The sequence below is a fragment of the Peristeroidobacter soli genome (assembly GCF_004138485.1).
GTDB lineage: Bacteria > Pseudomonadota > Gammaproteobacteria > Steroidobacterales > Steroidobacteraceae > Steroidobacter > Steroidobacter soli.
Genome location: NZ_RYEV01000006.1, coordinates 181,487 through 202,978, shown reverse-complemented (window position 1 = coordinate 202,978; position 21,492 = coordinate 181,487). Strand labels below are relative to the sequence as shown.

At 63.3% G+C, this 21,492-nt stretch carries 23 protein-coding genes and 1 pseudogene; 14 read left to right on the top strand and 10 right to left on the bottom strand.

Annotation, left to right across the window (positions count from 1 at the left end):
• Positions 1-21: 21 nt before the first annotated feature.
• Positions 22-483: a hypothetical protein gene (locus EKO19_RS27415; protein ID WP_129780585.1), complete on the bottom strand. Its 462-nt coding sequence runs from the start codon at positions 481-483 to the stop codon at positions 22-24.
• A gap of 116 nt (positions 484-599) precedes the next feature.
• Between EKO19_RS27415 and EKO19_RS27410 the strand changes: the two genes are divergently transcribed.
• The 3 genes from EKO19_RS27410 to EKO19_RS27400 are packed head-to-tail and all read left to right on the top strand — an operon-like array spanning position 600 to position 3,001.
• Positions 600-1,109, top strand: a complete 510-nt coding sequence (locus tag EKO19_RS27410) for an RNA polymerase sigma factor (protein ID WP_157995460.1) — start codon at positions 600-602, stop codon at positions 1,107-1,109.
• Positions 1,110-1,126: 17 nt separating this feature from the next.
• Positions 1,127-2,392, top strand: coding sequence for a substrate-binding domain-containing protein (locus tag EKO19_RS27405; protein ID WP_157995459.1), 1,266 nt, complete (start codon positions 1,127-1,129; stop codon positions 2,390-2,392).
• Positions 2,393-2,398: 6 nt separating this feature from the next.
• Complete coding sequence (locus EKO19_RS27400) at positions 2,399-3,001, top strand: type II secretion system protein D (RefSeq protein ID WP_129780582.1); 603 nt, start codon at positions 2,399-2,401, stop codon at positions 2,999-3,001.
• On the opposite strand, the gene EKO19_RS27395 is transcribed toward EKO19_RS27400, so the two are convergent.
• Positions 2,907-3,497 carry a DUF2157 domain-containing protein gene (locus tag EKO19_RS27395; protein WP_129780581.1) on the bottom strand — a complete coding sequence of 197 codons (591 nt, stop codon included), beginning with the start codon at positions 3,495-3,497 and terminating at the stop codon, positions 2,907-2,909. The two genes, EKO19_RS27400 and EKO19_RS27395, sit on opposite strands and share 95 nt — an antisense overlap.
• A 159-nt stretch (positions 3,498-3,656) precedes the next feature.
• Between EKO19_RS27395 and EKO19_RS27390 the strand changes: the two genes are divergently transcribed.
• Both EKO19_RS27390 and EKO19_RS27385 read left to right on the top strand, forming a co-directional pair.
• Entirely contained in the window at positions 3,657-4,241 is a 585-nt protein-coding gene (locus EKO19_RS27390; RefSeq protein WP_129780580.1) for a hypothetical protein, read from the top strand.
• A 48-nt stretch (positions 4,242-4,289) separates the two neighbouring features.
• Entirely contained in the window at positions 4,290-6,836 is a 2,547-nt protein-coding gene (locus tag EKO19_RS27385; RefSeq protein ID WP_129780579.1) for an MGH1-like glycoside hydrolase domain-containing protein, read from the top strand.
• 149 nt (positions 6,837-6,985) lie between these two features.
• Here the strand turns inward: EKO19_RS27385 and EKO19_RS38730 are convergent, their stop codons facing one another.
• Positions 6,986-7,192 carry a hypothetical protein gene (locus tag EKO19_RS38730; protein WP_175597206.1) on the bottom strand — a complete coding sequence of 69 codons (207 nt, stop codon included), beginning with the start codon at positions 7,190-7,192 and terminating at the stop codon, positions 6,986-6,988.
• 77 nt (positions 7,193-7,269) lie between these two features.
• On the opposite strand from EKO19_RS38730, the gene EKO19_RS27380 reads away from it, so the two are divergent.
• Both EKO19_RS27380 and EKO19_RS27375 read left to right on the top strand, forming a co-directional pair.
• Positions 7,270-7,464, top strand: a complete 195-nt coding sequence (locus EKO19_RS27380; RefSeq protein ID WP_217705633.1) for a hypothetical protein — start codon at positions 7,270-7,272, stop codon at positions 7,462-7,464.
• A 96-nt stretch (positions 7,465-7,560) separates the two neighbouring features.
• Positions 7,561-10,104, top strand: coding sequence for a hypothetical protein (locus EKO19_RS27375; protein WP_129780578.1), 2,544 nt, complete (start codon positions 7,561-7,563; stop codon positions 10,102-10,104).
• Between the two features lie 368 nt (positions 10,105-10,472).
• Here EKO19_RS27375 and EKO19_RS27370 read toward each other — a convergent pair whose 3' ends face one another.
• The 4 genes from EKO19_RS27370 to EKO19_RS27360 form a co-directional block, all read right to left on the bottom strand.
• Positions 10,473-11,735 carry an MFS transporter gene (locus EKO19_RS27370; RefSeq protein WP_129780577.1) on the bottom strand — a complete coding sequence of 421 codons (1,263 nt, stop codon included), beginning with the start codon at positions 11,733-11,735 and terminating at the stop codon, positions 10,473-10,475.
• Complete coding sequence (locus tag EKO19_RS40020; RefSeq protein WP_407676667.1) at positions 11,735-11,842, bottom strand: hypothetical protein; 108 nt, start codon at positions 11,840-11,842, stop codon at positions 11,735-11,737. Before EKO19_RS40020 ends, EKO19_RS27370 begins: the two co-directional genes overlap by 1 nt.
• Positions 11,839-12,129, bottom strand: coding sequence for a TauD/TfdA family dioxygenase (locus EKO19_RS38945; RefSeq protein WP_217705632.1), 291 nt, complete (start codon positions 12,127-12,129; stop codon positions 11,839-11,841). The genes EKO19_RS40020 and EKO19_RS38945 overlap by 4 nt, the downstream gene beginning before the upstream one ends.
• 102 nt (positions 12,130-12,231) lie before the next feature.
• The gene (locus tag EKO19_RS27360) at positions 12,232-12,975 is read right to left on the bottom strand and encodes a 2-oxo acid dehydrogenase subunit E2 (protein ID WP_129780576.1); all 744 of its coding nucleotides are present in this window, start codon (positions 12,973-12,975) and stop codon (positions 12,232-12,234) included.
• A 33-nt stretch (positions 12,976-13,008) separates the two neighbouring features.
• On the opposite strand from EKO19_RS27360, the gene EKO19_RS27355 reads away from it, so the two are divergent.
• From EKO19_RS27355 to EKO19_RS27345, 3 genes and pseudogenes are all read left to right on the top strand, one after another.
• Positions 13,009-13,251, top strand: a complete 243-nt coding sequence (locus tag EKO19_RS27355; RefSeq protein ID WP_129780575.1) for an SDR family oxidoreductase — start codon at positions 13,009-13,011, stop codon at positions 13,249-13,251.
• Positions 13,252-13,385: 134 nt separating this feature from the next.
• Positions 13,386-14,513, top strand: a complete 1,128-nt coding sequence (locus EKO19_RS27350; protein ID WP_129780574.1) for an acyl-CoA dehydrogenase family protein — start codon at positions 13,386-13,388, stop codon at positions 14,511-14,513.
• A 22-nt stretch (positions 14,514-14,535) separates the two neighbouring features.
• Positions 14,536-14,664, top strand: a pseudogene (locus EKO19_RS27345) (nuclear transport factor 2 family protein); the annotation flags it as partial.
• 19 nt (positions 14,665-14,683) lie between these two features.
• Here EKO19_RS27345 and EKO19_RS27340 read toward each other — a convergent pair.
• Positions 14,684-15,376: an SDR family NAD(P)-dependent oxidoreductase gene (locus EKO19_RS27340; protein WP_129780572.1), complete on the bottom strand. Its 693-nt coding sequence runs from the start codon at positions 15,374-15,376 to the stop codon at positions 14,684-14,686.
• Between the two features lie 34 nt (positions 15,377-15,410).
• Positions 15,411-16,361: an acyl-CoA dehydrogenase family protein gene (locus tag EKO19_RS27335; protein ID WP_129780571.1), complete on the bottom strand. Its 951-nt coding sequence runs from the start codon at positions 16,359-16,361 to the stop codon at positions 15,411-15,413.
• 167 nt (positions 16,362-16,528) lie between these two features.
• On the opposite strand from EKO19_RS27335, the gene EKO19_RS27330 reads away from it, so the two are divergent.
• The 4 genes from EKO19_RS27330 (at position 16,529) to EKO19_RS27320 (ending at position 20,535) form a co-directional block, all read left to right on the top strand.
• The gene (locus EKO19_RS27330; protein WP_129780570.1) at positions 16,529-18,166 is read left to right on the top strand and encodes an AMP-binding protein; all 1,638 of its coding nucleotides are present in this window, start codon (positions 16,529-16,531) and stop codon (positions 18,164-18,166) included.
• Between the two features lie 3 nt (positions 18,167-18,169).
• Positions 18,170-19,315 carry an acyl-CoA dehydrogenase family protein gene (locus EKO19_RS27325; protein WP_129780569.1) on the top strand — a complete coding sequence of 382 codons (1,146 nt, stop codon included), beginning with the start codon at positions 18,170-18,172 and terminating at the stop codon, positions 19,313-19,315.
• A gap of 90 nt (positions 19,316-19,405) precedes the next feature.
• Complete coding sequence (locus EKO19_RS39580; protein ID WP_281281116.1) at positions 19,406-19,528, top strand: hypothetical protein; 123 nt, start codon at positions 19,406-19,408, stop codon at positions 19,526-19,528.
• A gap of 248 nt (positions 19,529-19,776) precedes the next feature.
• Positions 19,777-20,535, top strand: coding sequence for an enoyl-CoA hydratase/isomerase family protein (locus EKO19_RS27320; protein WP_217705630.1), 759 nt, complete (start codon positions 19,777-19,779; stop codon positions 20,533-20,535).
• Positions 20,536-20,679: 144 nt separating this feature from the next.
• Here the strand turns inward: EKO19_RS27320 and EKO19_RS27315 are convergent, their stop codons facing one another.
• Positions 20,680-21,354, bottom strand: coding sequence for a TetR/AcrR family transcriptional regulator (locus tag EKO19_RS27315; protein WP_129780567.1), 675 nt, complete (start codon positions 21,352-21,354; stop codon positions 20,680-20,682).
• Positions 21,355-21,492 lie beyond the last annotated feature (138 nt).

The following is a 21,492-nucleotide window of genomic DNA, read 5'->3' as shown; positions in this document are numbered from 1 at the left end:
CCGGCGCGGAAATCCGCCTGATCAGGAAGCGTCGATCTCGACGGGGGCGCCTTCCACGACGCGCCCCTCCTCGCATTTGACCTTGCTGACCGGAATCGCCGAGATCTTGCCCGACCCGCGCACCGTGGCCACGCGGCTCTGGTCCAGCTGGTACTCCGAATGGAATTCGAGCGAATTCTCCGGCTCCACCGCCCACTGCACGTCGTGCGCCACTTCCGGTTCCAGCTCGACCGGCGGTCGATACACCCAGCATTGACCGGGCGTGAGCTCGTTCCGACCGATCTTCTTCCATTGCCCGGTCGTGCGCCGCTCGACATGCAGCACCACCTGTCCGCCCGGTTGCACCTTCGCCGGGCTCGCCGACGCCTTCAACTCGACGGATTGGGTGCCTTCGAGCACGTAAACGGTCGGGCCACGCTGCTCGCCGCAACCGGCGAGCAGGGCGAGGATGGCGGGAACGGCAAGCAGGGTTACGGAGCGCATGATGGTGGTATTTACCTCGGCGCTATGTTGACGGAATCATCCCGTCGAGGCCAGCCGGGCGTGATACTTCGCGGGCCGGGCCGTATATAGCTTTCATGGTCTTGGAACAAAGGGACATGCACGGCGCCCGCCCGGCGGAGCCGACCGACAAAGTGGACTGGGACGCCGTCTATGCGGACCAGCTGCCACGCATCTACAACTATTTTCGCTTCCGCCTGGGCCGCGCAGCCGACGTCGAGGACCTGACCGCCCGCACCTTCGAAAAAGCCTGGTCCGCCCGCTCGCGCTATCGACGCGACCTCGCCGGATTCTCGACCTGGTTGTTCCGGATCGCGCAGAACGTCGGCACCGATCACCTCCGCGCCCGCCGCCCGCATGCGCCATTGGACATGGCGGCCGGCCTGGCAGCCGAACTCACGCCCGAGAGCCAGGCGGCCCGCGACTCCGACCTGTCACGGCTGGGCCGACTCACCGCCCGCCTGCCTGAACGTGAGCAAGATCTGATCGCGTTGAAGTACGGTGCCGCGCTCAACAATCGAGAGATCGCGCGCCTCACGGGCTTGAGCGAATCGAACGTCGGGACGCTGTTGTATCGACTCGTTCAGACGCTGCGTTCGCAATGGTGACGACAGGAAAGCGTACGATGAATGACGAATTCCTCACCTCTCTGCGCCGACAGCCGCCCGCGCAGTTCTCGCGAGAGCTGAAACGCAAGTTGCAGGCACAGGACGCTCAGCAGCAACGGCGATTCTGGCCGCGGCGGTTCAAAACACTGCTGTTGCTAATCGCGGGCCCCGCGCTGGCAACCGGGATATTCATTTTCGAACGCTCTCCACCGGCGGCTGCGCCACCGACGACGCTCGCAACGGAACCTCGACAGACTCTCGCTGCGCCAACAGATACGTCGCCAGCGCCGCAGGAGCAACAGCCGCCCGCCGCCGCGCCTGAGCAAACACTCCCCGTCGAAGCACCACCCGCTCGCCCGGCAGTGAAGATTGCAACGTCGCCCCAGGCGCGCGGATTCATTCAGACCGTCGTGGATGGCCTTCAGCCCAGATCCAGCAACCTCCGACCTCAGCTCCAGGAAATGGAAGCAGGCGCCGCGTTCGCCGCTTTGTGCTCCCCGGAGAGCGTTCGTCAGGTCGACATCGTCATCAGCTCACGTCGCATCACTCGCGAAGAATTCATGACCTGCCGTCGCCATGGCGGCGGCAATGTGACGGAATCCAAAGCGGGCTATCAGGCCTTGGTGCTGACCGGCGCTCGCGACAGCAGGCCCATGAAGCTCACTGCACGGGACGTCTATCTCGCACTCGCCCGACAAGTCCCGGATCAAATCTACGGAACATCGATCGACAATCCGAACATCACCTGGGATCAGGTGAACCGCAAGCTGCCGTACCGGCCAATCAAGGTGCTCGGACCGGCAAGCTACCTACCGCTACGCCAGCTGTTCGAAAACCTGCTGCTCGATGCAGGCTGCAACCTGGCGCCAGCGCAACCCGATGTGTGCCATGCGCTGCGCATCGATGGCGTGTACGCCGAAGTCGAGCAGAGCGCGACACTGATTCCACAATATCTGTGGACCGATCCGAATGCGCTCGTGCTGGTCGACTACGAGTTCTACCGCGACAATCGGTCGCAACTCGCCGGCAGTGCTCTGGAAGGTCCGGAGCCGTCCTCCGCAACTCTGGCCGATGGCACCTACTCACTCGCCCGGCCCATCTATGTCTACACGGACGTGGGCCGCATCGGTCGCGCGGCTGACGGCCCCAACATCATGCAGAGCCTGCTCTCGCCGCGGCTTCCCAATCCGAACCAGTACGGTTTCGTTCGCATCGACGAACGCGAACGGAAAAATCCCTGGCACCCGCTCTCCGAATCCGACCTCATCCCCCAAAAGGAGTAACGCTCGATGAAGTCCCGCGCCCGCCTCCTCCCGCACGCCTGCGCCTTGCTCGCGCTGCTGAGCGCACCTCACACAGCAGCGGAAACCTCGACACCTCCAGCACGCGATGCTGTCGAGATCGATCGAATCATCGCAGGCACCGCCAGAAAGACCGGCAAGAGATTTCTGGTGGATCCCCGCGTCCGCGCGCAGGTGACATTGGTCGGTCTCGATCCGGACAATCTCGACTATCCCACCTTTCTCTCGGTGCTCCAGATGCACGGCTTCGCCGCCTTCGACGACGGCAAATATATTCGCGTCGTACCGGATGCGAACGCGAGACAACAGCCCATTCCCTTACTGACCGGCAACGGCTCTCATGCAGACGCCGAGTACGTCAGCCGTGTCATCGCAGTGAAAAGCGTGCCCGCCGCGATGCTCGTTCCGCTGCTGCGTCCTCTGCTACCGCAACAAGCTCACATGGTGGCCTTTGCCTGCACCAACACGCTGCTGCTGGTGGACTCGTTCGCGAACGTCAAACGAATCGAGAAGATCGTGAGCTCGATGGATGTCGGCGAGCCGTACAAATCAGAGAAATGCGGAACGACTCAGCCCGCGAAGTCGGATTGACAACGGACAACGTCACTCCAGCAGTGCCAGCTCCACGATCCAGGGCTCCAGGCGCTGGCCGAAACTGACCGTTGTCACATAAAGCAACCATCGCCGCCAGCTTGGCAAAGTACCCGCTGCTGTCCTTCCGGCCGATCCAGGCCGCCGCAAACAACGAGCCCAACGACGCGACGATCAACAGCGAGACCTGCACGGTCTCGGGCAACAGCCCCCAGTACTGGTTGAACAGGAAGAAAACGCTGGCGGCCAACGCCAGTGCGCCAAGAAACGAAGCGACTCGCATGCCCAGCGAGAGCTGTTTCGCGTGACGGTCGCGATCGATATCGAATGACTGCGCGAAGCCGGCGAGCAACGCATCGTGATGGCGTGCCATCGCCGCCCGCTGTTCGGCCGTGAGCGCCAGAACGTTTGCTGCCTGCAACCGGTCGAGTTCTTCCCGAAAGATGCGAATGTCGTCAGCCCGCCGCTGCGCATCCGCTTTTGAGAGAGTGTCCATGTCATTAGCTTATGCAAAGTTTCTCGACAGCGCACGCGCCCTGGCAGGCTGGATGGAACTCCGCTCGGTGACGGACATTATTCGGCGCGAAGCGCGTGGGATGGGACCAAATCCTGTAGTATCGGCCGAGCCCCGACTGCACCGGCCCGAGGAGCGCCCATGAAATATTCAGCGTTACTTCTGTCGTTGATGATACTGGCCGGTTGCGCGGCGCAGCCGACGGTGAAGTCGTGGATCGATCCGAAGTCGTCGGTCACCATCACTGCGCAGACTGAGCCGCTGGTGCTGATTCGCGCCGAGCCCCAGCCCAGTCTGAACGAGCGGGATTATGCGCAGCTGACCGCGATCGAAGTGAATCGCATGGGCGAGCGGAAGTTGTATCTGGTGGCGATTCTGTGGAGCTCGGCCGAGCTGTGGGCGGATCAGAGCGGCGGCTTTCAGAGTGCCTTTCAGCAGATCGAGGTGAACGTCGGCGATCGCAGCGTCGCGCTGACGCCATACACCGGCCAGATCTCGGAGCTGGGCATCAGCGAGGCGCTGCCGCTGCCCATTCCTGGATCGAGCCACATCTATTTTCCCATCAGTCGCGACGATCTTCGCGCCATCTCCCGCTCCAGCAAGATTCAACTGACGGCCCGCGGCAAACCCGACTCGCTGCGACGCTACGAGGAATGGCAGGACGGCCGCCAGAGTCTGAATGATTTTCTGGGCCAGCTGCCGGAGACCGGTCAACCGCAATCCTGATTCGACGCCTTGCGCCCTCGCGCGCTCACGTGCACTCTGAAGTGCATCGTGAAGCGCCGTCATGTTGTAAGCATTGCACTCCTGTTTGTCTGCGAGCTGCTCGCGGGCTCGCACGCAGAGGATTTGACCTGGAGCACCGATTCCGCCCAGCCCGGCCGATTCATCGCGGTCGCCGGCCAGCGTGCCGGCATCTTCGGATACTCCGACAATGGCCTGGAGATCTGGGCGTATCCGCTGCAGCTGGTCGACTCGTTCAACGTCAGCTTTCGTCAGCAGGACGGAACGACTGAGATCCCCGGCCGAACCGCGCTCCGTCGCATCGAGTACCGCCCTGAGACGGTAACTCGCATCTACCTCGGTCCCGACTTCGTCGTTCGTGAAAAGCTTTTCGTGCCGATCGATGCGCCCGCCGCGATCGTGACTTACGAAGTCGAAGGCGTGCACCCGGTCGATATTCTGGTGCGCTTCAATCCGGTGCTGAATCTGATGTGGCCCGGCAGCTTCGGCGGACAGGAAGCCAGTTGGAGAGCGACGGCCTCGGGATATTTGCTGACCGAGCCGCTGCACCGATATTCCGCCTTCATCGCCTCGCCCGACCTCATCGCGCACGACGAAACACCGAATGCCAACAGGCCGATCACCACAGCATCGGGCCTGGCCTTCACGATTCGCGCGAGCAAAGGCGATGCCGCCGAGATTGTTTTCGCCGCCGACTTCAACGGCAAAGACCCAACGCCGGTCGCACAGGAGGTGCTGCGCAATCGAGCGGCGCTCGAGCAGACAGCCCTCGGACACTACAAAGATAGGCTCGCGCAGGGGCTGCAGATCCAAACGCCCGACGACGACATCAATCGAGCGCTGACCTGGTCGCAAATCGCGCTCGAGCAAGCGTGGGTATGCAATCCCGATCTGGGCTGCGGCCAGGTCGCGGGCTACGGCCCTTCACGCAAGGCACGTCGCCCGCAATACAACTGGTTCTTCGCCGGCGACGGCATGATCGCCGCCCGCGCACTGCTCGCCGCCGGTCGCAACGAACGCGCCCGTGAGCAGCTCGAGCTGGTGCTCAAATATCAGGACCGGAAAACCGGAATGATCTGGCACGAGCTGTCGCAAAGCGCCGGCGCCATCGAGTGGCGCAAGTATCCTTACATGTTCGGCCACGTCGATCTGAGCTATGACTTTCTGGACATGATCGCCGAGTACTACTCGACCACCGGCGACCTGGCCTTCGTGAAGAAACATTGGAACGCCATCGAAGCCGCGTATCGATACTGTCAGTCGCTGCTCGATGCCAGGCTCGGCCTGCCGCTGATTCCCACCGGCAAACAAGGCTCCAACGAACAGGATCCGCTCGGCGATGAGTTGACGCTGTCGTCCGGCTGGGTAGCCGCGACGCAAGCCTACGCCGCACTCGCCACCGCCGCCGGCCGCGGCTCCGAAGCGAAAGCAGCGCTGACCGCAAACCAGCGCGCCCGAGCCGCCATCGCCAGCAAATATTGGGACCCGCACCGAAGCTTCTGGATCAGCGGCCACACGCGTGCCGGCGCGCCGCAGATGGATAAAGACATCCGGCCGATGGATGTGATTCGTCTGGGCCTGTTCCAACCGGAGCAACGCAACTCCGTGCTGGATCAACTCGCGACCGCCGAATTCCAGACTGACTGGGGCACCCGAGGCAAAGCCCCGAGCGACGCCACGTACGATCCGAACGCATACGCAAGCGGCGCCGTTTGGGGCATCGGCACGGCGTCGGTGGCCAGCGCATTCTGGACCGAGCATCGTCCCGCCACCGCCTTCCCGATCTGGAACACGCTTGTTTCATGGCACACGCTCGACGCACTCGGCCACATGCACGAAACGCTCGCTGGCGACACCTATCGCCCCGGCGTCGAATCCGTTCCGGAACAGACGTGGTCGTCCGCGACGTTCTTGAGCTCGGCGGTGCAAGGCTTGATGGGATTGCGTGTCGACGGCGCGGCACGCCACATCCAGTTCGCGCCGCATCTGCCCGCTGATTGGAACAAAGTCTCGTTGCGTAAGGTTCGCGTCGGCAATTCCGAAGTCACCCTCGATCTGACTCAATCGCCCGGCGCTACCGAACTCCGTATCAAGAATGAAGGCGCGTCGGTGCGAATGTCATTCGATCCAGAGCTGCCGCTCGGCGCGGAGCTACGAAGCGCGCGGCTGAACAATCAGGAAATCGCCGCGACGCTCGCCGCTCATCCGCAGGACAGCCACGCGCACGCGGAGTTCGATGTGCCTCGCGGAGATAGCGTGTTACGCATCGGCTATAGCGGGGGCGTTTCGATCATCGCGCCCACGCCTCGGCCGCTCATTGGCAATACGAGCCGTGAGATGAAAATCGTCGGCGTGAATCTGCAACGGCGCACGTACACGATCGAGATCGACCACCGCGCGTCCCAGCCGACGCGATTCGAGCTGCACACGCCGTGGGGCATCGAAAATGTCGGGGGTGCCAGATTCGAGGAGATTTCGCGATCCGCGTACGCATTGACGATCGATGAATCGCCCGATGCCGATACTCGCGCGTACCGGCGAAGCAGAATAGTGGTGTCGTTCGCCAGCAGCCGCTAGCGCTGAATCCCCGGCATGCGGCGCGCCGAGCCGCAGCTTCGTGTAAGGACCGAACAACGACTTCGAAGTGTCGCCTCGCCGAATGCCGACGAGCACAGCGCCACCATCACTGTCAGCGCTGTGATTCCCTGCCCGATCCGACCTGTCATTTACGGCTCGCTTCGTTGACGTGCGTGAACCGACGTCGACCATTCGTTCCACTGCTTCGCCATCGCGGCCGCGCGCCTCGGCTCGGCCTTGACCAGATCGATCGTCTCGCTCCGATCCGTCGTCAAATGGTAGAGCGACCACGGTGCATAGACCTTCGATCTCCGCCCCGGTGCGCGCGCCACCAGCTTCCAATCGTCGAGGATCACCGCGCGCGATCCCTCGTGCTCAAAGCCCGTCGCCGAATGGCGCCGTCTGGTACCTCTACTATGAGCAGTATCCGGGCGTGTCATACGGCCTGTCGGTCGCCAGCAAGCTGTCCGGGCCGTGGTATCAGATCTCCGGCTACACCTTCTTCTCGACCTGGGACAAGTACAGCCTGCCGCCCAAGGTCCGGCGCGGCGCCATGATCACGATCTCCCGCAAGCAATATGACGCGCTGGTCCAGCGATTCGGTATCGAAAAGCTGAACGGCAGCTGATTGGGCGCGGCCGCGTCGGAAAAAAGCCCCCAAATAGTCGCTCGGGGCTGTCAAGCGGGTTGGCGCGTACAGCGCTCTGCCCTACGATCCGCTCCCATGAGCTTGCGACCTTGCCGATGGCTTGCCGCCCTTGCGGTTCTCTCGATCGCCTCCGCCCAGGCGGCCACCCCGGCCCCCTTCGATCTGAAGGGACCGACGCTCGAGGCCACCGTCGCCCGGGATAAAACCACGCTGCCGATCGCCCAGGTGCCGCATCTGGCCGAGGGTGACAAGCTGTGGATCAAGGCCGATTTCCCGGCGTCGCAGTCCGAGCACTACCTGCTGGTCCTCAGCTTCCTGCGCGGCCCGACCAATCCACCGCCCAAGGACTGGTTCTTCAAGTGCGAGACCTGGAAGAAGGCTTGCGCGCAGAAGGGCATGACCGTCACTGTGCCCGAGGGCGCGCAACAGGCGCTGATCTTCCTGGCCCCGGAAGATGGCGGTGACTTCAAGACCCTGGTCAATGCAGTTCGGGGCCGCCCCGGCGCGTTCGTGCGCTCGACGCAGGATCTGAACCAGGCAACGCTCGACCGCTCGCGGCTGGAACGCTATCTCGCGTCGATCCGCGACCTCAACGCCGCCAACCCCGCCGTGTTGAAGGACACGACGCCCCTGCTCGCACGCAGCCTCGGCATCAAGGTCGATGAGAAGTGTCTCGATCGACTGCCGCAGCTGCAGGCGCCTTGCCTCATGCAAGGACAGGAGACGCTGATCCTCAATGACGGACACAGCATGTCCATCGTCGAGGCGCTCACGACCGGCCCGGCGAGCGATCTGGTCATGGCCGCGAGCTCGACGCCGCAGGCGAACTACGGCTACTACAGCCCGTATCTTTCTTCGCTGCTGGATCTCGGCAGATTGTTCGACTCGTTCCGCGTCGCCAACTATCAATACATTCCGGCGCTCGCGACTGCGCTCAACAACAAGCTCACGCTGACGCTCAACACGCCGCCGTCGTTCCAGAATCCAAAGTCCGTGCTGGTCGCGGCATTGCCCGCGGTGGAACAGGCGCTGCCGCCGCCGCTGCACGCGGTGAGCCCGAAAGATATCTACTGTGCCCGCAAGAACTCGCTCGTGTTGCCGGTCGAGGGCGCACCGCTGGTGTTTGCGACGGAGTATGCGCACCACACAGTCCTTCGCGTCTCCGGCAAGGACGGTGAAGTGATCGAGCTGCCCGCGACCGCGGATGCAACTCAGGGCGGCTTCCTCATCGACACGTCATCGCTCGGCACGGCCAGCCTCGCCGATCGGTTCCGTGGCTCGCTGCATGGCTATTGGGGCTTCGATAAATTCGACGGCCCGGGCTTCCAACTGGTCAACACGCACTCGCAGGCCTGGGCGCCGGCATCGCAGGACGACGGCTCGCTGATCGTCGGTCGCGCCAATACGATTCATCTGCAGACCGGCAGCGTCGCGTGCATCGATCGCATCATGGTGAAAGATCCGAGCGGCAAGGAGCTGCGGGTCGACTGGTCGCCGGTCAAGGCCAATGAAGTCGAGATCAATCTGCCGCTGCAACAGGCTCAGCCCGGCGCACTGACGCTGTTCGTTTCGCAGTTCGGTTCGACCGAGCCGCATCCGGTCGAGCTGCGCGCTTATCCCGAAGCCGGACGCTTCGAAACTTTCACCATGCACGAGGGCGAATCTCACGGCGTTCTCAAAGGCAGCCGGCTCGCCGACGTCGCGAGTCTGTCGGTGAAGGGCGTCGAGTTCGTGCCCGCCGCTGCCCCCTCCAATCCGGAGAGCGATCAGCTGCGCATGGAAGTGAAGCTGGCTGAAGCGACTGACGCCTCGAGTACGCCGGCGCCGAGCTTGCAGCAGGGCGACACCGCCAAAGCGAAAGTCACATTGCACGATGGCCGCAGCTATAACGTCAGCGTCGCTGTGGCTGCGCCGCGCCCGCGCGTCGAGCTGGTCGGCAAGAGCGTGCAAACAGCGTCGGGCGGCAACTCGAGCAACATCCAGCTCGCGAGCGAGAATCAGCTGCCGCAAGATGCGCAGCTCATCTTCTCGGTGCGCGCCAAATCGCCGGCCATCTTCAGCCGTGAAGCCAATGTCGAAGTGGCCAGCTCCGATGAGGCACTCTCGACCACGTTGAGTTTCGCCAATCGCACGCTCACGCTGGCCGATGCCAGGGTTGCGGTCGCGACGTTCGATCCGACCAAGGCGTTCGGCTTCTCGGCCTTCGGGCCGCTGAAGTTTCGCGTGGTGAACCAAGGGGTCGCCGGCGACTGGCAGCCGCTGGTGACGTTGGTGCGATTGCCCGTGCTGAAGGATCTGGAATGCCCCACCGATCCCGAAAAATCCTGCAAGCTCACGGGCGCCAATCTGTTCCTGGTCGATTCGGTCGCCAGCAATGCCGAATTCAAAGAGCCGGTCGCCGTGCCCGTCGGCTTCCCCGGCCGCGCGCTGCCCGTGCCGCGTCCGAGCAAGAGCGGGCTTTATCTCAAGCTTCGTGACGACCCGAGCGTCGTCAATCTTGCGGCATTGGTTGTAGATGAACCGCCGCCTCCGCCGGCGGCCGCCGCGCCTGCTCCGGTGCCGACGCAAGAGCCTGTGACTGCATCGACGCCGCCGCCCGCGCCAATCTCCAATCCCTGAAACATCTGCACGCCATCGCGCATGCAAATGTTTCACTCGTGAAATGCTCGAGCAGTGTCGCAAAAGCGGCGTTGTTCGTCGCCCGACATCAAGACCTCCCGCGGGCTTTCCCGATGTGACGTGACAAACATCGACAGGATGAGGCAGGGGGCCATTCGCATGACGAGGAACGAGGCGCGCCGCACGGCGGCGAAGCTGTCAGCGACAACTGTACTTTCCATCGGCGTCGCATACGCTCAGAGTGAAACGAGCTCCGCCGAGCCCCAGGGCGGCGCGCCGCTGGAAGATCAGTGGCACTGTTCGGCGGCAAGCCGCTGTTCGTTGGCAACGACCCGTTTGTGAACAGGCAGCTGCTGAAGAGCTGAGATTTACGCGTCGGCAGCGGCGCCTGACGAGCCCAGGGTCGCTGCCGCTGGTCTCACCGGCCCGAGCGTAAACAATGCGATCGCGCTCGCCGCCATCAGCGCCGCCGTCAACACCAGAAACAGCGAATAACTCTGGTACCGATCAAAGACCGCACCCGCCGCCAGCGGACCGAACGCGGTCCCACCGGCCAGTGCCATCTGCAGTACGCCGTACAGCGCGCCGAAGTTCTTTAGCCCGAAGTGCTTGGCCGCCAGGTAAGCGATCACATCCACCTCCGAGCCTAGCGTCAGGCCGAAGATGGCGGCGGCGGCAGCCTGGCCCACCGGATTCGCGCCGTCGGTCAACAACAGCGCACAGGCCACGATGGGAATCAGAAACGCCAGCGCGCCAACGATGTGACCCGGATAGCGGTCCAGCAGAAATCCTGTGCCTAGCCTGCCAACGATGGAGAACACACCAACGAGTGAAGCGATGCCCGCGGCGGAAAGCGGCGTCGCGCCGCTGTCGGTCAGAATGGGCACGAAGTGCACCGCCACTCCGATGACCGTGAAAGAGAACAACCCGGCCGCCATCAGCAACTTATAGAGTGCCGCCGATCGCAACCCTGCCGCGAAGCTTACGCCCGTCAACGCAGCCGGCGCGACCGCTGACTGCTCCTTCCCGCGATCGTGAGCGCCACGAAACAAGAAGAACAGAATCGGAAACACCAGCACCACCCAGAGGCCGCCCATCGACACATACGCCGTACGCCAACCGTAGCTGCCGATCAGCCACGTCGCGAGAATGGGATAAAGCGTCGCGGCCAGCGACGCACCCGATAGCGTGATCGCAAATGCCAGGCCGCGAGAGGCCTCGAAGCGGCTGGCAACCGCGCTCGTCCACACCGTCGCTTGCACGAAGAACGTGCCGACCGCGATCACGCCCCACAATGCCAGCCAGTTCCCAGGCGTACCCGTCGCCGTGCTGGCACACGCGAGTGCCGCGCTCATCGCAACGACGCCGATCAATCCAACGCGCCGTGGCCCGATACGATCCACCAGCATGCCGACCGGAATACAGCCAATGGCGCTGATCAAAGCGGCGATAGTCAGACCTGCTGAAATCTGCGCGCGCGACCAACCAAACTCATGCTGTAACGGCCCGATGAACGCGCCGAGGGAGTAGACGTGCAGAACCGACGTCGCATAGCCGAGCGCAGCGGCAAGCGGCAGCAAACCGAAGCGGCGCCATTCAGTGACCGCGCTTCTATTCGTGTCCTCAGACATCAAGCAAACGCTTCCTCACCCTTGAGCTCGGTCCGATGTAACGAGCGGCCCGACACGGGATCGTACGGAGTCGCACGATGCATCGTGCCGGTGTTGGCCCAGATCACCAGATCGCCGACCGACCACGTATGGCGGTAGACGGCAGCTCGCGATCGCCGATTCGCATCATGTTCCGTAGCAGATCGACACGCGGCTCCGGGTCGTAATAGAACAGCGTATTCCAGGCGGAATGCATCACGTGGAGTTTATCGATCTGCAGCTTGACTTCGTGCGACAGATCATCGTATGCGGCGTACGTATTGCAGAACTCGGTGTCCCCACCGCCCGTCGATGGCAGCACCCGCATCGACAGCAGCGACGCGAGAATCGGCACGCGAGGCATCGGCTTCGGCATGGCAGCGCTGATTGCTATCTGCTGCCCGATCGCTGCCCTGTTCCTGGCCTGGGGCTTTCGCGCCATGCGTGAAGCGGTGGCCGACGCCGAACGTTGGGCGAGCTAGGCGAACTGATACGTGCCGAGCCAATCGGCGATGAAGCGCACGAAGCGAGCGGCGTCGGCGCCGTTGATGACGCGGTGGTCATAGCTGAGCGACAGCGGCAGCAACTGTTTCAGAACGGGATTGCCACCAGCGTCGGGCACGAAGCGATCCTGCGTCCGGCAGATGCCGAGAATCGCCACTTCCGGCGCATTGATGATCGGCGTGAAGCCCGTGCCACCGATATGCCCGAGCGATGACAGGGTGAAACATCCGCCTGCCATCTCGGCGATGGACAACCCCTTGGTCCGCGCCTTCTCCGAAATCTGCACGACCTCGCGGGCGATCTGTCCTACGTCCTTTTGATCGCAATTGCGAATCACCGGCACGAGCAGACCGCTCGGCACGTCGACCGCCACTCCGACATTGAAATAATTCTTCATGAACAGAGTCGCGCCGTCCGCGCTCAGCGAGCAATTGAACTTCGGATGCGCCTGAAGGGCCGCGACGCTGGCCTTCATCAGCACCGGCAGCAACGTGCGCTTGTCGTCGGAATGCGCGGCATTCCATGCCTTGCGACGACGCTCGAACCCGGTGACATCGGCATCGTCGTGATGAGCGACGTGCGGGATGGACACCCAATTGCGGTGCATCGCCCGCCCCACGAATCCCTGGATCTTGCCCACCGGCCGGGCCTCGACCGGGCCGTACTTCGAAAAATCATCGACCGGCCATGGCAACATGGCCTCAGCTGCTGTGCTCATTCTTGACATGACCTTCCAGAACACGGGCAGGGAATCGCCCATTGCCTGATTGATCGGCATACGCTCGGTCCCGGCCCGGAACATCAGCGCGTCAATGCTGGAACCTCCGCTCGACCCGGCGAGCAGGCCAGAGCCATCGTGTCCCGTTATGTGATCCGCCGCTTCGGCAAGCCGGAGGACGTCGCCGTCATGGCGCTGTTCCTGTGTTCCGACGCCGCCGGCTGGATCACCGGACAGACCTACCCGGTGAACGGTGGCTACGACTTTGCAATATGAATGCGCGGTCTTGATCGGAAGCGACAGGTTTTGTGCACGCAATCCGCTTGAATCCCGCTGCCATTTGCACCCGGGCGGTTCCCTCGCCATCCTTGCCGGTGACGCTGTCGTCCTGTTTACCGAAGACTCCGCCGATGCTACTCAACGCCACGCAGCAAGCCATTGCCGATTCCGTCCGCGAGTTCGCCCAAGAACGCATTCGTCCCAACGCATTGAGCTACGAAGCCGCTCGCGCCTACCCGCCCGAGCTGTTCCAGGATCTCGCCGAGCTGGGCCTGATGGGCATGACCGCGCCCGAGTCGAAAGGCGGCGCGGGCGCCGACTATGTGTCGTATGCGCTGGCGCTGATGGAGATCGCCGCCGCCGACGGCGCGCTGTCCACCATTCTGTCGATTCAAAACAGCCTGATCGTGTCGGCGCTGATCAAAGACGGCACCGAGGCCCAGCAGGCGATCTATCTGCCCGACTTGATCGACGGTCGCACCATCGGCGCGTTCGCGCTGACCGAAGCCGATGCCGGCTCGGACGCTTCCGCCATTCGCACGCGCGCCACCAAAGTCGAAGGCGGCTATGTGATCAACGGCAGCAAACAATTCATCAGCTCCGGAAAGATCGGCGGACTCGCGATCGTATTCGCGGTGACCGATCCCGACGCCGGCAAGAAAGGCATCTCCGCGTTCCTGGTGCCGACCGACCGGCCCGGTTACGTCGTGGATAAAGTCGAACACAAACTGGGCCAGCTCGCTTCGGACACGTGCAGCCTGCGCTTCGACGATCTGCGCATCGAAAACGATCTGCGCCTGGGCGCCGAAGGCCAGGGCTATCGGATCGCGCTGTCGAATCTCGAAGCCGGCCGCATCGGCATCGCCTCGCAATCCATCGGCATGGCGCAGGCGGCCCTGGAAATCGCGACCGGCTACGCAAAGGATCGTCGCTCGATGGGCAAAGCCATCATCGAACACCAGGCCGTGGGCTTCCGCCTCGCCGATCTCGCCGCGCGGCTCGAAGCCGCCCGTCAGCTGGTGCTGCACGCAGCGAGCATCAAGGACACGGGCGCTCCATGTTTGAAGGAAGCGTCGATGGCGAAGCTGGTTGCCTCCGAAACCGCGGAAGCCGTTTGCTCCGGCGCGATCCAGACGCTCGGCGGCTACGGTTATCTCGAAGAGTTCGGTCTGGCCAAGATCTATCGCGACGTGCGCGTCTGCCAGATCTACGAAGGCACGTCCGACATTCAACGCATGGTCATCGCGCGTTCGCTATGACCGCACTCACTTAGGAAACCTCATGCCCGACACCGCCACGCTCGAAGCGCATCTCGCAATCAGCAAAGTCAAAGCGCGCTATTGCCGGATGCTCGATACCAAGGACTGGGCCGGGTTCGGCGCGTTGTTCACCGAGGACTTCGTGCTCGACTATCACGAACGGTACGTGCTCAAACCCGGCCCGTGATCGGAATCAGCGCGCCGGTAATCGCGCTGGAATGATCCGAGAGCAAGAACACGACCAGGTCCCCGATCTGCTCCGGCTTGACCCAGCGGGCGGGATCCGCATCGGGCATGTCGGCGCGATTCGCCGGCGTATCGATGATGCTCGGCAGGATGGCGTTGACACATACGCCTTTGTCCTTCAGCTCGTCGGCCAGCGCCTCGGTGAGCTTCGCAACGCCGGCTTTGGAAGCGGCGTACGCCCCCATGCCAGTGCCGGCCTTGATCGAACCGGCCGCGCCGACATTGACGATTCGTCCGTGCTCAGTGCCGATCAACGGCAACGCGGCCTGCACCGCGTTCACGGCAGTGCGCAGGTTGAGGTTGTACAGCTGATCCCAGGTGGCGATGCCGCCGCCCTCGACCTTCTCCCAGCGGAAGCCGCCGGCGATATTGACCAGGCCGTCGAGCCCGCCCATCTGTTTGGCGGCAGCCTGCAGGGCCGCAGCCGCTGCATCAGGCAATGTCAGGTCGACGCCGCCGATCACCACGCAGTTGTTCAACGAATCCGGCGCTCTCGCCGTCGGCGAGTGATCGATGCAAGCCACGCTCGCACCAGCCGCGCGAACAGCCGCCGACACCTTGGTCCCGAGCGCGCCGAACGCGCCGGTGATGACGATCTTCCTGCCGGAAAGATTCATATCGAGCTCCGCCTGCAAGTTGCAAGCGAGGACGCTACCACTTCGACGGCAGGTTGGCGATGCGGGCGTTGGTCGCTTCCAGGCCGCCGGCGATTGCGAGCTGCAACTGGGCTCGCTTCAGGAACAGATGCGGATCGGCCTCGTCGCTGAAGCCGATGCCGCCGTGGATCTGAATGTTCTTGCCCGTGTTGTCGAGCGCCGCCTGCCCGGCCACGAGCAGTGCGCATTCGACCTGGAGGGCGGCATCGTCGCGGTCGTCGTCGAGAGCGACCGCGGCAAAGTTCGTTTGATCACGCGCGCAACGCGCAGCCATTGCCATGTTGGAACAATGGTGCTTGATGGCCTGGAACGTGCCGATCGGTCGGCCGAATTGTTCGCGAATGCCAGCGTAGGCGACTGCCATGTCGAGCACGGCAGCGGCGATTCCGGCGAGCGCAGCGGCATCGATCAAACGCAGTCGTAGAACGTCATGCGCATCGAGCCTGGCCAATGGCTCACTGGGGGTGTCGATTTCGCTGAGTCCCGCGAGCCACAAGCGACGATCGATGCTTCGGCCCGGCGAGCTGTTGTACAGAGTCGCGCTATCGCCCTCGCGCACCAGGACGAGGCTGGTCTGCGACTCGTCCACAACGACCGTGCGCCCGTTGGAGCGATACGCGGCCGCAACGTTCTTGTCGGCATTTCCACTGGCGACCAAGGCCGGTCCCGCACCAATCGTCGCGAGCACCGCGGGCGATACCAGGCGTCGGCCCAGGCCCATGACGATCAGCGCTTCTTCAACCGCACCGAGCCCGCTACCACCGCGCGCTTCATCCACACTGATACCGAACACACCGAGGTCCCGAAGGCTGGACCAGGCATCGGCACTTTCTTCGAGCGCCGCATGCAATCGGGCCACCGGCACCAGGCTGTCGAGCGATTCCTCGATCGTGCCCGCCAGCGCCAGTTGCTCGGCATCGGGGTGATAGCGGGTCTGGGCCTGCAAGTAACTGCCTCATCGTGGAGATTGAGGCATTTTAAGGATCGGGCGTGAGCAGCGGCTTGACGCTGTACGACACCCCCATGGCTCCGCGCGCTGCGCGAATGTCGCTAGTAATCAAGACCCTCCGACACCGCGGTCGGTAGGATTGCAAGCTCCGAAAGGCCGCAACGATGCCGAGAGATTTGAGCACACAGCGAAAACTGGTCGCCGGACGGTCGATCCGGTGGGACGATGAACGGGCATCGCAGGCATATGCACGCGGCCAATGGGTCCGCGAGACCCTCGCCGACGCGCTTCAGCGAGCCGCCCGGCAAACCCCAAAGCGAATCCTGCTGATCGACGGCGAGCGTCACGTCGATTGTGAAACGCTGCATGCCGAGGCGACGGCACTCGCGCATGCGATGCTGGCGCGAGCACCGACGGGCAGCGTGATTTCCTTCATGCTGCCGAACTGGCACGAAGCCGCCACCATCTACCTCGCCGCGACGCTGGCTGGCATGGTCGTGAATCCCATCCTGCCATCGTTGCGCGATCGCGAGCTGCAATTCATCCTGAAGGATGTCGGCACCCGGATCATCTTCGTGCCCGCGCGCTTCCGCCAGCAGGAATGCGCCACCATGTTGACTCGAGTGACTGCCCAGATCGAATCGCCCCCCGATGTCGTCGTGTTACGAGGTGAGCCCGCCGGACACATCGCGTACGAGTCGTTGCTTCGCGAGCAGGCAGCGTCGACAGCATCGCTGCCGACGCCCGATCCGGACTCGGTTCGAATGATCCTTTACACCTCGGGTACCACCGGCCGGCCGAAAGGCGTCATGCACACTCACAACACGTTGCATGCGCTGATTCAGCAGCTTCGCAAGCATTGGCTGGCGGCGCCGGGTGACAAGTTTCTGGTGCCCTCGCCCATCGGTCACATCGGCGGCTCGATCTATGTATTCGAAGGCCCGCTGCTGCTCGGTACCACGGCGGTGTTGATGGAGCGCTGGGACGCCGACGAGGCCGTGCGGCTCATGGATCGCGAAGGCTGCACCCACATGGCCGGCGCAACGCCGTTCCTGGAACAAATACTCGCCGCAGCGCGACGCGCAGGCACTCGCGTGCCCAGCTTGAAAGTGTTTATCTGCGGTGGCGCTTCGGTGCCACCTGCGCTGATTCGGAACGCGTCGGAATATTTCGAACGTGCCATCGTCTCGCGCGTGTATGGCTCGTCAGAAGTGCCTGTGACGACGGTTGGCTCGATCGATCGCAACGACGTCGCGCACGCCGCCGACACCGACGGTCGCGCGGGCTTCGCGCAGATCAAGCTCATCGATCATTCGTCCGCACCATCGGGCCAGGGTGAGATCTATGCTCGCGGCCCGCAGATGCTGGTCGGCTATCTGCATACCGAGGACGAGAACGACACCTTCGACGCCGAGGGCTACTTCCGCACCGGCGATCTCGGCCGGTGGGTGGACGGGGATTATCTGGTCGTCACGGGTCGCGCCAAGGACATCATCATTCGCAATGGCGAAAACATTTCCCCCAAGGAAGTGGAAGACATCCTGATCGGTCATCCGCAGATCGCGGAAGTCGCCATCGTCGGGCTGCCCGACGCGCGCACCGGCGAACGTGCCTGCGCAGTGATCGTACCGAAGGGAACGGCAGGGCCGACGGTCGCCAGCCTCGGAGAATTTCTGGACGCGCAGCTCGTCGCCAAGTTCAAGTTTCCCGAGCAAGTGGTCCTCTGGGACGCGCTGCCCAAGAACGACGCCGGCAAAGTCCTGAAACATCAGATTCGCGCGACGCTCGCGCAGAGCCATTGAACGATGGGCACGCACTCCGCGAACGAGGACTCTATCGGCGCGTTTCGACGCGAGGCCCGCACCTGGCTCGAAGCGAATGTTCCTCACCAGCCGTCGCCTGAAGACGGTCCCGAATCGCGCGACTACGTTCTCGCCTGGCAGCGCAAGCAGGCCCAAGGCGGCTGGGCCGGCCTCGCCTGGCCCAAGGACGTCGGCGGACGTGGATTGTCGGTGCTCGAACAGATCGTGTGGTTCGAAGAGTACGCACGCGCCAGCGCGCCCTCGCCGCTCAACGCCTCGTTCGTCGCCCTGAATCACGCGGGCCCGACGTTGATCGCCTGCGGCAGCCCGGAGCAGAAAGCGTTCCATCTGCCGAAGATTCTTGCGGGCGAAGTCCTCTGGTGCCAGGGCTTTTCCGAACCCGGCGCCGGCTCGGATCTGGCGAGCGTGCGCACGCGCGGCCGGGTCGAGGGCGACTCGCTGATCATCGACGGTCACAAGATCTGGTCGAGCTTCGCCGACATCGCCGACTGGCAGGAACTGTTGATCCGCACCGATCCGAGCGCCAGGACTTCAGCGGCACTGACTTGGGTGATCTGCCCCATGAATCTCCCCGGCATCACTGTACGTCCGATTCGCACGATGGCGGGCCCGCACAAGTACTGCGAAGTGTTCTACGACTCGGTGCGCGTGCCGCTTGCTAACGTCGTTGGTGGCGTGAACAATGGTTGGGCCACTGCGATGTCGACGCTCAGCTTCGAACGTGGCACCGCGGGCCTGGCGCTGTTGATCGGCCTCACGATCAAAGTGGAGCACCTGCTCGCTGCTTGCCCCGCGCATCGATCGGAGCTGCGTCTGCGCTTGGGTCGCCTGAGAGCCGAGGGCCAATCGATCCGCGCCATGACGTATCGATTCGCGCTCGACTCAGAGAACGGCGTCCCCGACGCGAGCGGTTCGATGATCCGGTTGAGCTTCGCCGAGTTCTCACAACGCGTAACGGCGGCGGCCATCGATCTCTACGGCATCGAAGCGCCGGAAGTCGCCGGCATGCACGGCTGGGGTCACGACTATCTGGACGCGTTCTCGGAAACGATCGCTGGCGGCACCGCCGAAATTCAACGAAACATCATTGCGGAGCGCGTGCTCGGCTTGCCGAAGGGCCCGCGCTGATCTTCACGATCAGATTCAACGCTCTGTCGGGGAGTGACGGAACCACCGCGTAGATGCTTACATTCTGATCCGCTTCATCCGCTGCACCCCGTGCTGTGCGGCTTCGGCTATGGCTTGTTCGTGAACGTGCCGAACGATTCGAGCGGCTTCAGGATGCAGAATTCGCCGGACTTCAGCGGCAGTATCGGCGTGCGGTTTGCCCAGGACGGCTAGCAGTTGCTCTCGCTGCGCGCGGAATGGACCGATCCATCGAACCGGTACACCTTCGCCGTGTACGGTGATAACGTAACCGACGAGGGGTACCGCAGCATGGCCCAGGCCAACGCGACCGGCATCGGCGCGGTTGGGGTGCTCCGGCGACCGCGGGCGTTTCGATCCGGGCGAGATTCTGATTCGATCCAGACAAGGGGTGACCGACTGTGCGCAGCTATAGCACTTTGACACTGACACACAAGGATCGAGTGCTGACCATTACCCTGAATCGTCCCGACGTGCTGAATGCCGTCAACCTGCAGATGCATGACGAGCTGGCGGACGCGTTCAACTTCGCGGCGACCGACACGGATTCCGATATTGTCGTGCTGACCGGCGCCGGCCGCGCCTTCTGCGCCGGCGGCGACATCGAACATCTGGCGCGCAATGCCGCCAGGCCCGAGCTGTTCGATCACGAGGCACGCATCGCCAAACGCATCGTGTTCGCCATGCTGGACCTGGACAAGCCGCTGGTGTGTCGAATGAACGGCCATGCCATCGGGCTCGGCGCGACGCTCGCGTTACTTTGCGATGTAGTCATTGCTCACGATGGCGCGAAGATCGGCGACCCGCACGTGTGCGTCGGCCTGGTGGCCGGCGACGGTGGCGCGGCGATCTGGGCGCAGCGGATCGGCCTGGGCCGCGCGAAGGAATATCTGTTGACCGGCGAGCCGCTGACGGCGAAGCACGCGGCGGAGATCGGTCTCATCAACCACTGCGTCACTCCCTCTCAACTGGACGACGCGGTCACAGCCTTCTGCAACCGCATGAAGCACGGCTCCATGCAGGCCATTCGCTGGACCAAAGTGTTGATGAATCTCGAGTTGAAACGGGTCGCGACCGCGGTCATGGATGCTGGCATTGCTTACGAGTCGGTGACGGCGCGCTCCGCCGATCACCGTGAGGCGGTCAAGGCCATGCAGGAGAAGCGTCGCCCGGTGTTCTGCACGGACAACACCAAACTTTGAAGAAAGGGCACTGCGGACAGTTTGCGTTTCTCTGGCCGGCCGTAGCCAGATGAGGGCGACGCTGCAAGTCGAGTGCTATTGATTATGCAATCGGAGGTATGGGACTGACGTGTGGCGCCAGGGTCGCTGACGCCTCAAATCGTATTACTTGCGCTTTTTGCCGCCGACCTTGGCGTCCAGCTCGGGGAATTTTTCCGGGCGCAGCGTGCCTTGTAGGGACAGGCGCAGCATCTCCCGGGTGAAGCGCTCGGTCATTTCCTTGCGCTCCTTGGCGGTCCGGGCATGGGCGCGAACCCATACCGGCCACAGGAAGGTGCCGGCCAGCATCACCACCGAATGCACTTCCACGTCGATGCCGGGACGGGCGAAATCGGTGTGCGTGAAGCGCTCCATCTGCTCCTTGTACTGGCGCCAGAACTGATCGCCGGAGGGACGCGCCGAGCTCAGCAGCTCGTACAGCCAGACGCGGCCGAGCTCGGGATTCTCCATCGCGAACTCGGACAGCCCGCCCATGACTTTTTCCACCAGGGCATCGACCGACGTGTCGTGTGTGGTCGCCGGATCGCCGAAGGCGGCCTGATTCAGCTTCTCCGCGACCCAGGCGGCGGTCGCTTCGATGAGCTGTTCGCGGGTCTGGAAATGTTGATACGCGGTGCCCCGATTGACGCCCGCGAGCTGCGCCACTTGCGCCACGCTCAAGCCTTCCTTGCCGTCCTGGGCGAGCACGCCGCGCGCCGCTGCCAGAATCGCCTCGCGGGTCGCTTCGGGATCGCGTTTCCGACGCGGACGCCGGGCCACGTTGGTGGATCGCTCTGCCATGGTCGTTTTCAGATCAAATGATTGATTGGGCTTATGTTAGTCGATGGCGGACTGTAGAAATCAACCTTGGCGCGAAACCCGGCGCCGCGCGCTCCTGCAAGCGCGCTGAAGTTGTACGCGATGCCACGCTCTGGACTA

Excerpts from the sequence above, each read along its gene's own strand:
- EKO19_RS27415 (WP_129780585.1), bottom strand. The coding sequence starts at position 483 with ATGCGCTCCGTAACCCTGCTTGCCGTTCCCGCCATCCTCGCCCTGCTC.
- EKO19_RS27410 (WP_157995460.1), top strand. The coding sequence starts at position 600 with ATGCACGGCGCCCGCCCGGCGGAGCCGACCGACAAAGTGGACTGGGAC.
- EKO19_RS27405 (WP_157995459.1), top strand. The coding sequence starts at position 1,127 with ATGAATGACGAATTCCTCACCTCTCTGCGCCGACAGCCGCCCGCGCAG.
- EKO19_RS27400 (WP_129780582.1), top strand. The coding sequence starts at position 2,399 with ATGAAGTCCCGCGCCCGCCTCCTCCCGCACGCCTGCGCCTTGCTCGCG.
- EKO19_RS27395 (WP_129780581.1), bottom strand. The coding sequence starts at position 3,497 with ATGGACACTCTCTCAAAAGCGGATGCGCAGCGGCGGGCTGACGACATT.
- EKO19_RS27390 (WP_129780580.1), top strand. The coding sequence starts at position 3,657 with ATGAAATATTCAGCGTTACTTCTGTCGTTGATGATACTGGCCGGTTGC.
- EKO19_RS27375 (WP_129780578.1), top strand. The coding sequence starts at position 7,561 with ATGAGCTTGCGACCTTGCCGATGGCTTGCCGCCCTTGCGGTTCTCTCG.
- EKO19_RS27370 (WP_129780577.1), bottom strand. The coding sequence starts at position 11,735 with ATGTCTGAGGACACGAATAGAAGCGCGGTCACTGAATGGCGCCGCTTC.
- EKO19_RS38945 (WP_217705632.1), bottom strand. The coding sequence starts at position 12,129 with ATGCCGAAGCCGATGCCTCGCGTGCCGATTCTCGCGTCGCTGCTGTCG.
- EKO19_RS27360 (WP_129780576.1), bottom strand. The coding sequence starts at position 12,975 with ATGAGCACAGCAGCTGAGGCCATGTTGCCATGGCCGGTCGATGATTTT.
- EKO19_RS27350 (WP_129780574.1), top strand. The coding sequence starts at position 13,386 with ATGCTACTCAACGCCACGCAGCAAGCCATTGCCGATTCCGTCCGCGAG.
- EKO19_RS27340 (WP_129780572.1), bottom strand. The coding sequence starts at position 15,376 with ATGAATCTTTCCGGCAGGAAGATCGTCATCACCGGCGCGTTCGGCGCG.
- EKO19_RS27330 (WP_129780570.1), top strand. The coding sequence starts at position 16,529 with ATGCCGAGAGATTTGAGCACACAGCGAAAACTGGTCGCCGGACGGTCG.
- EKO19_RS27325 (WP_129780569.1), top strand. The coding sequence starts at position 18,170 with ATGGGCACGCACTCCGCGAACGAGGACTCTATCGGCGCGTTTCGACGC.
- EKO19_RS27315 (WP_129780567.1), bottom strand. The coding sequence starts at position 21,354 with ATGGCAGAGCGATCCACCAACGTGGCCCGGCGTCCGCGTCGGAAACGC.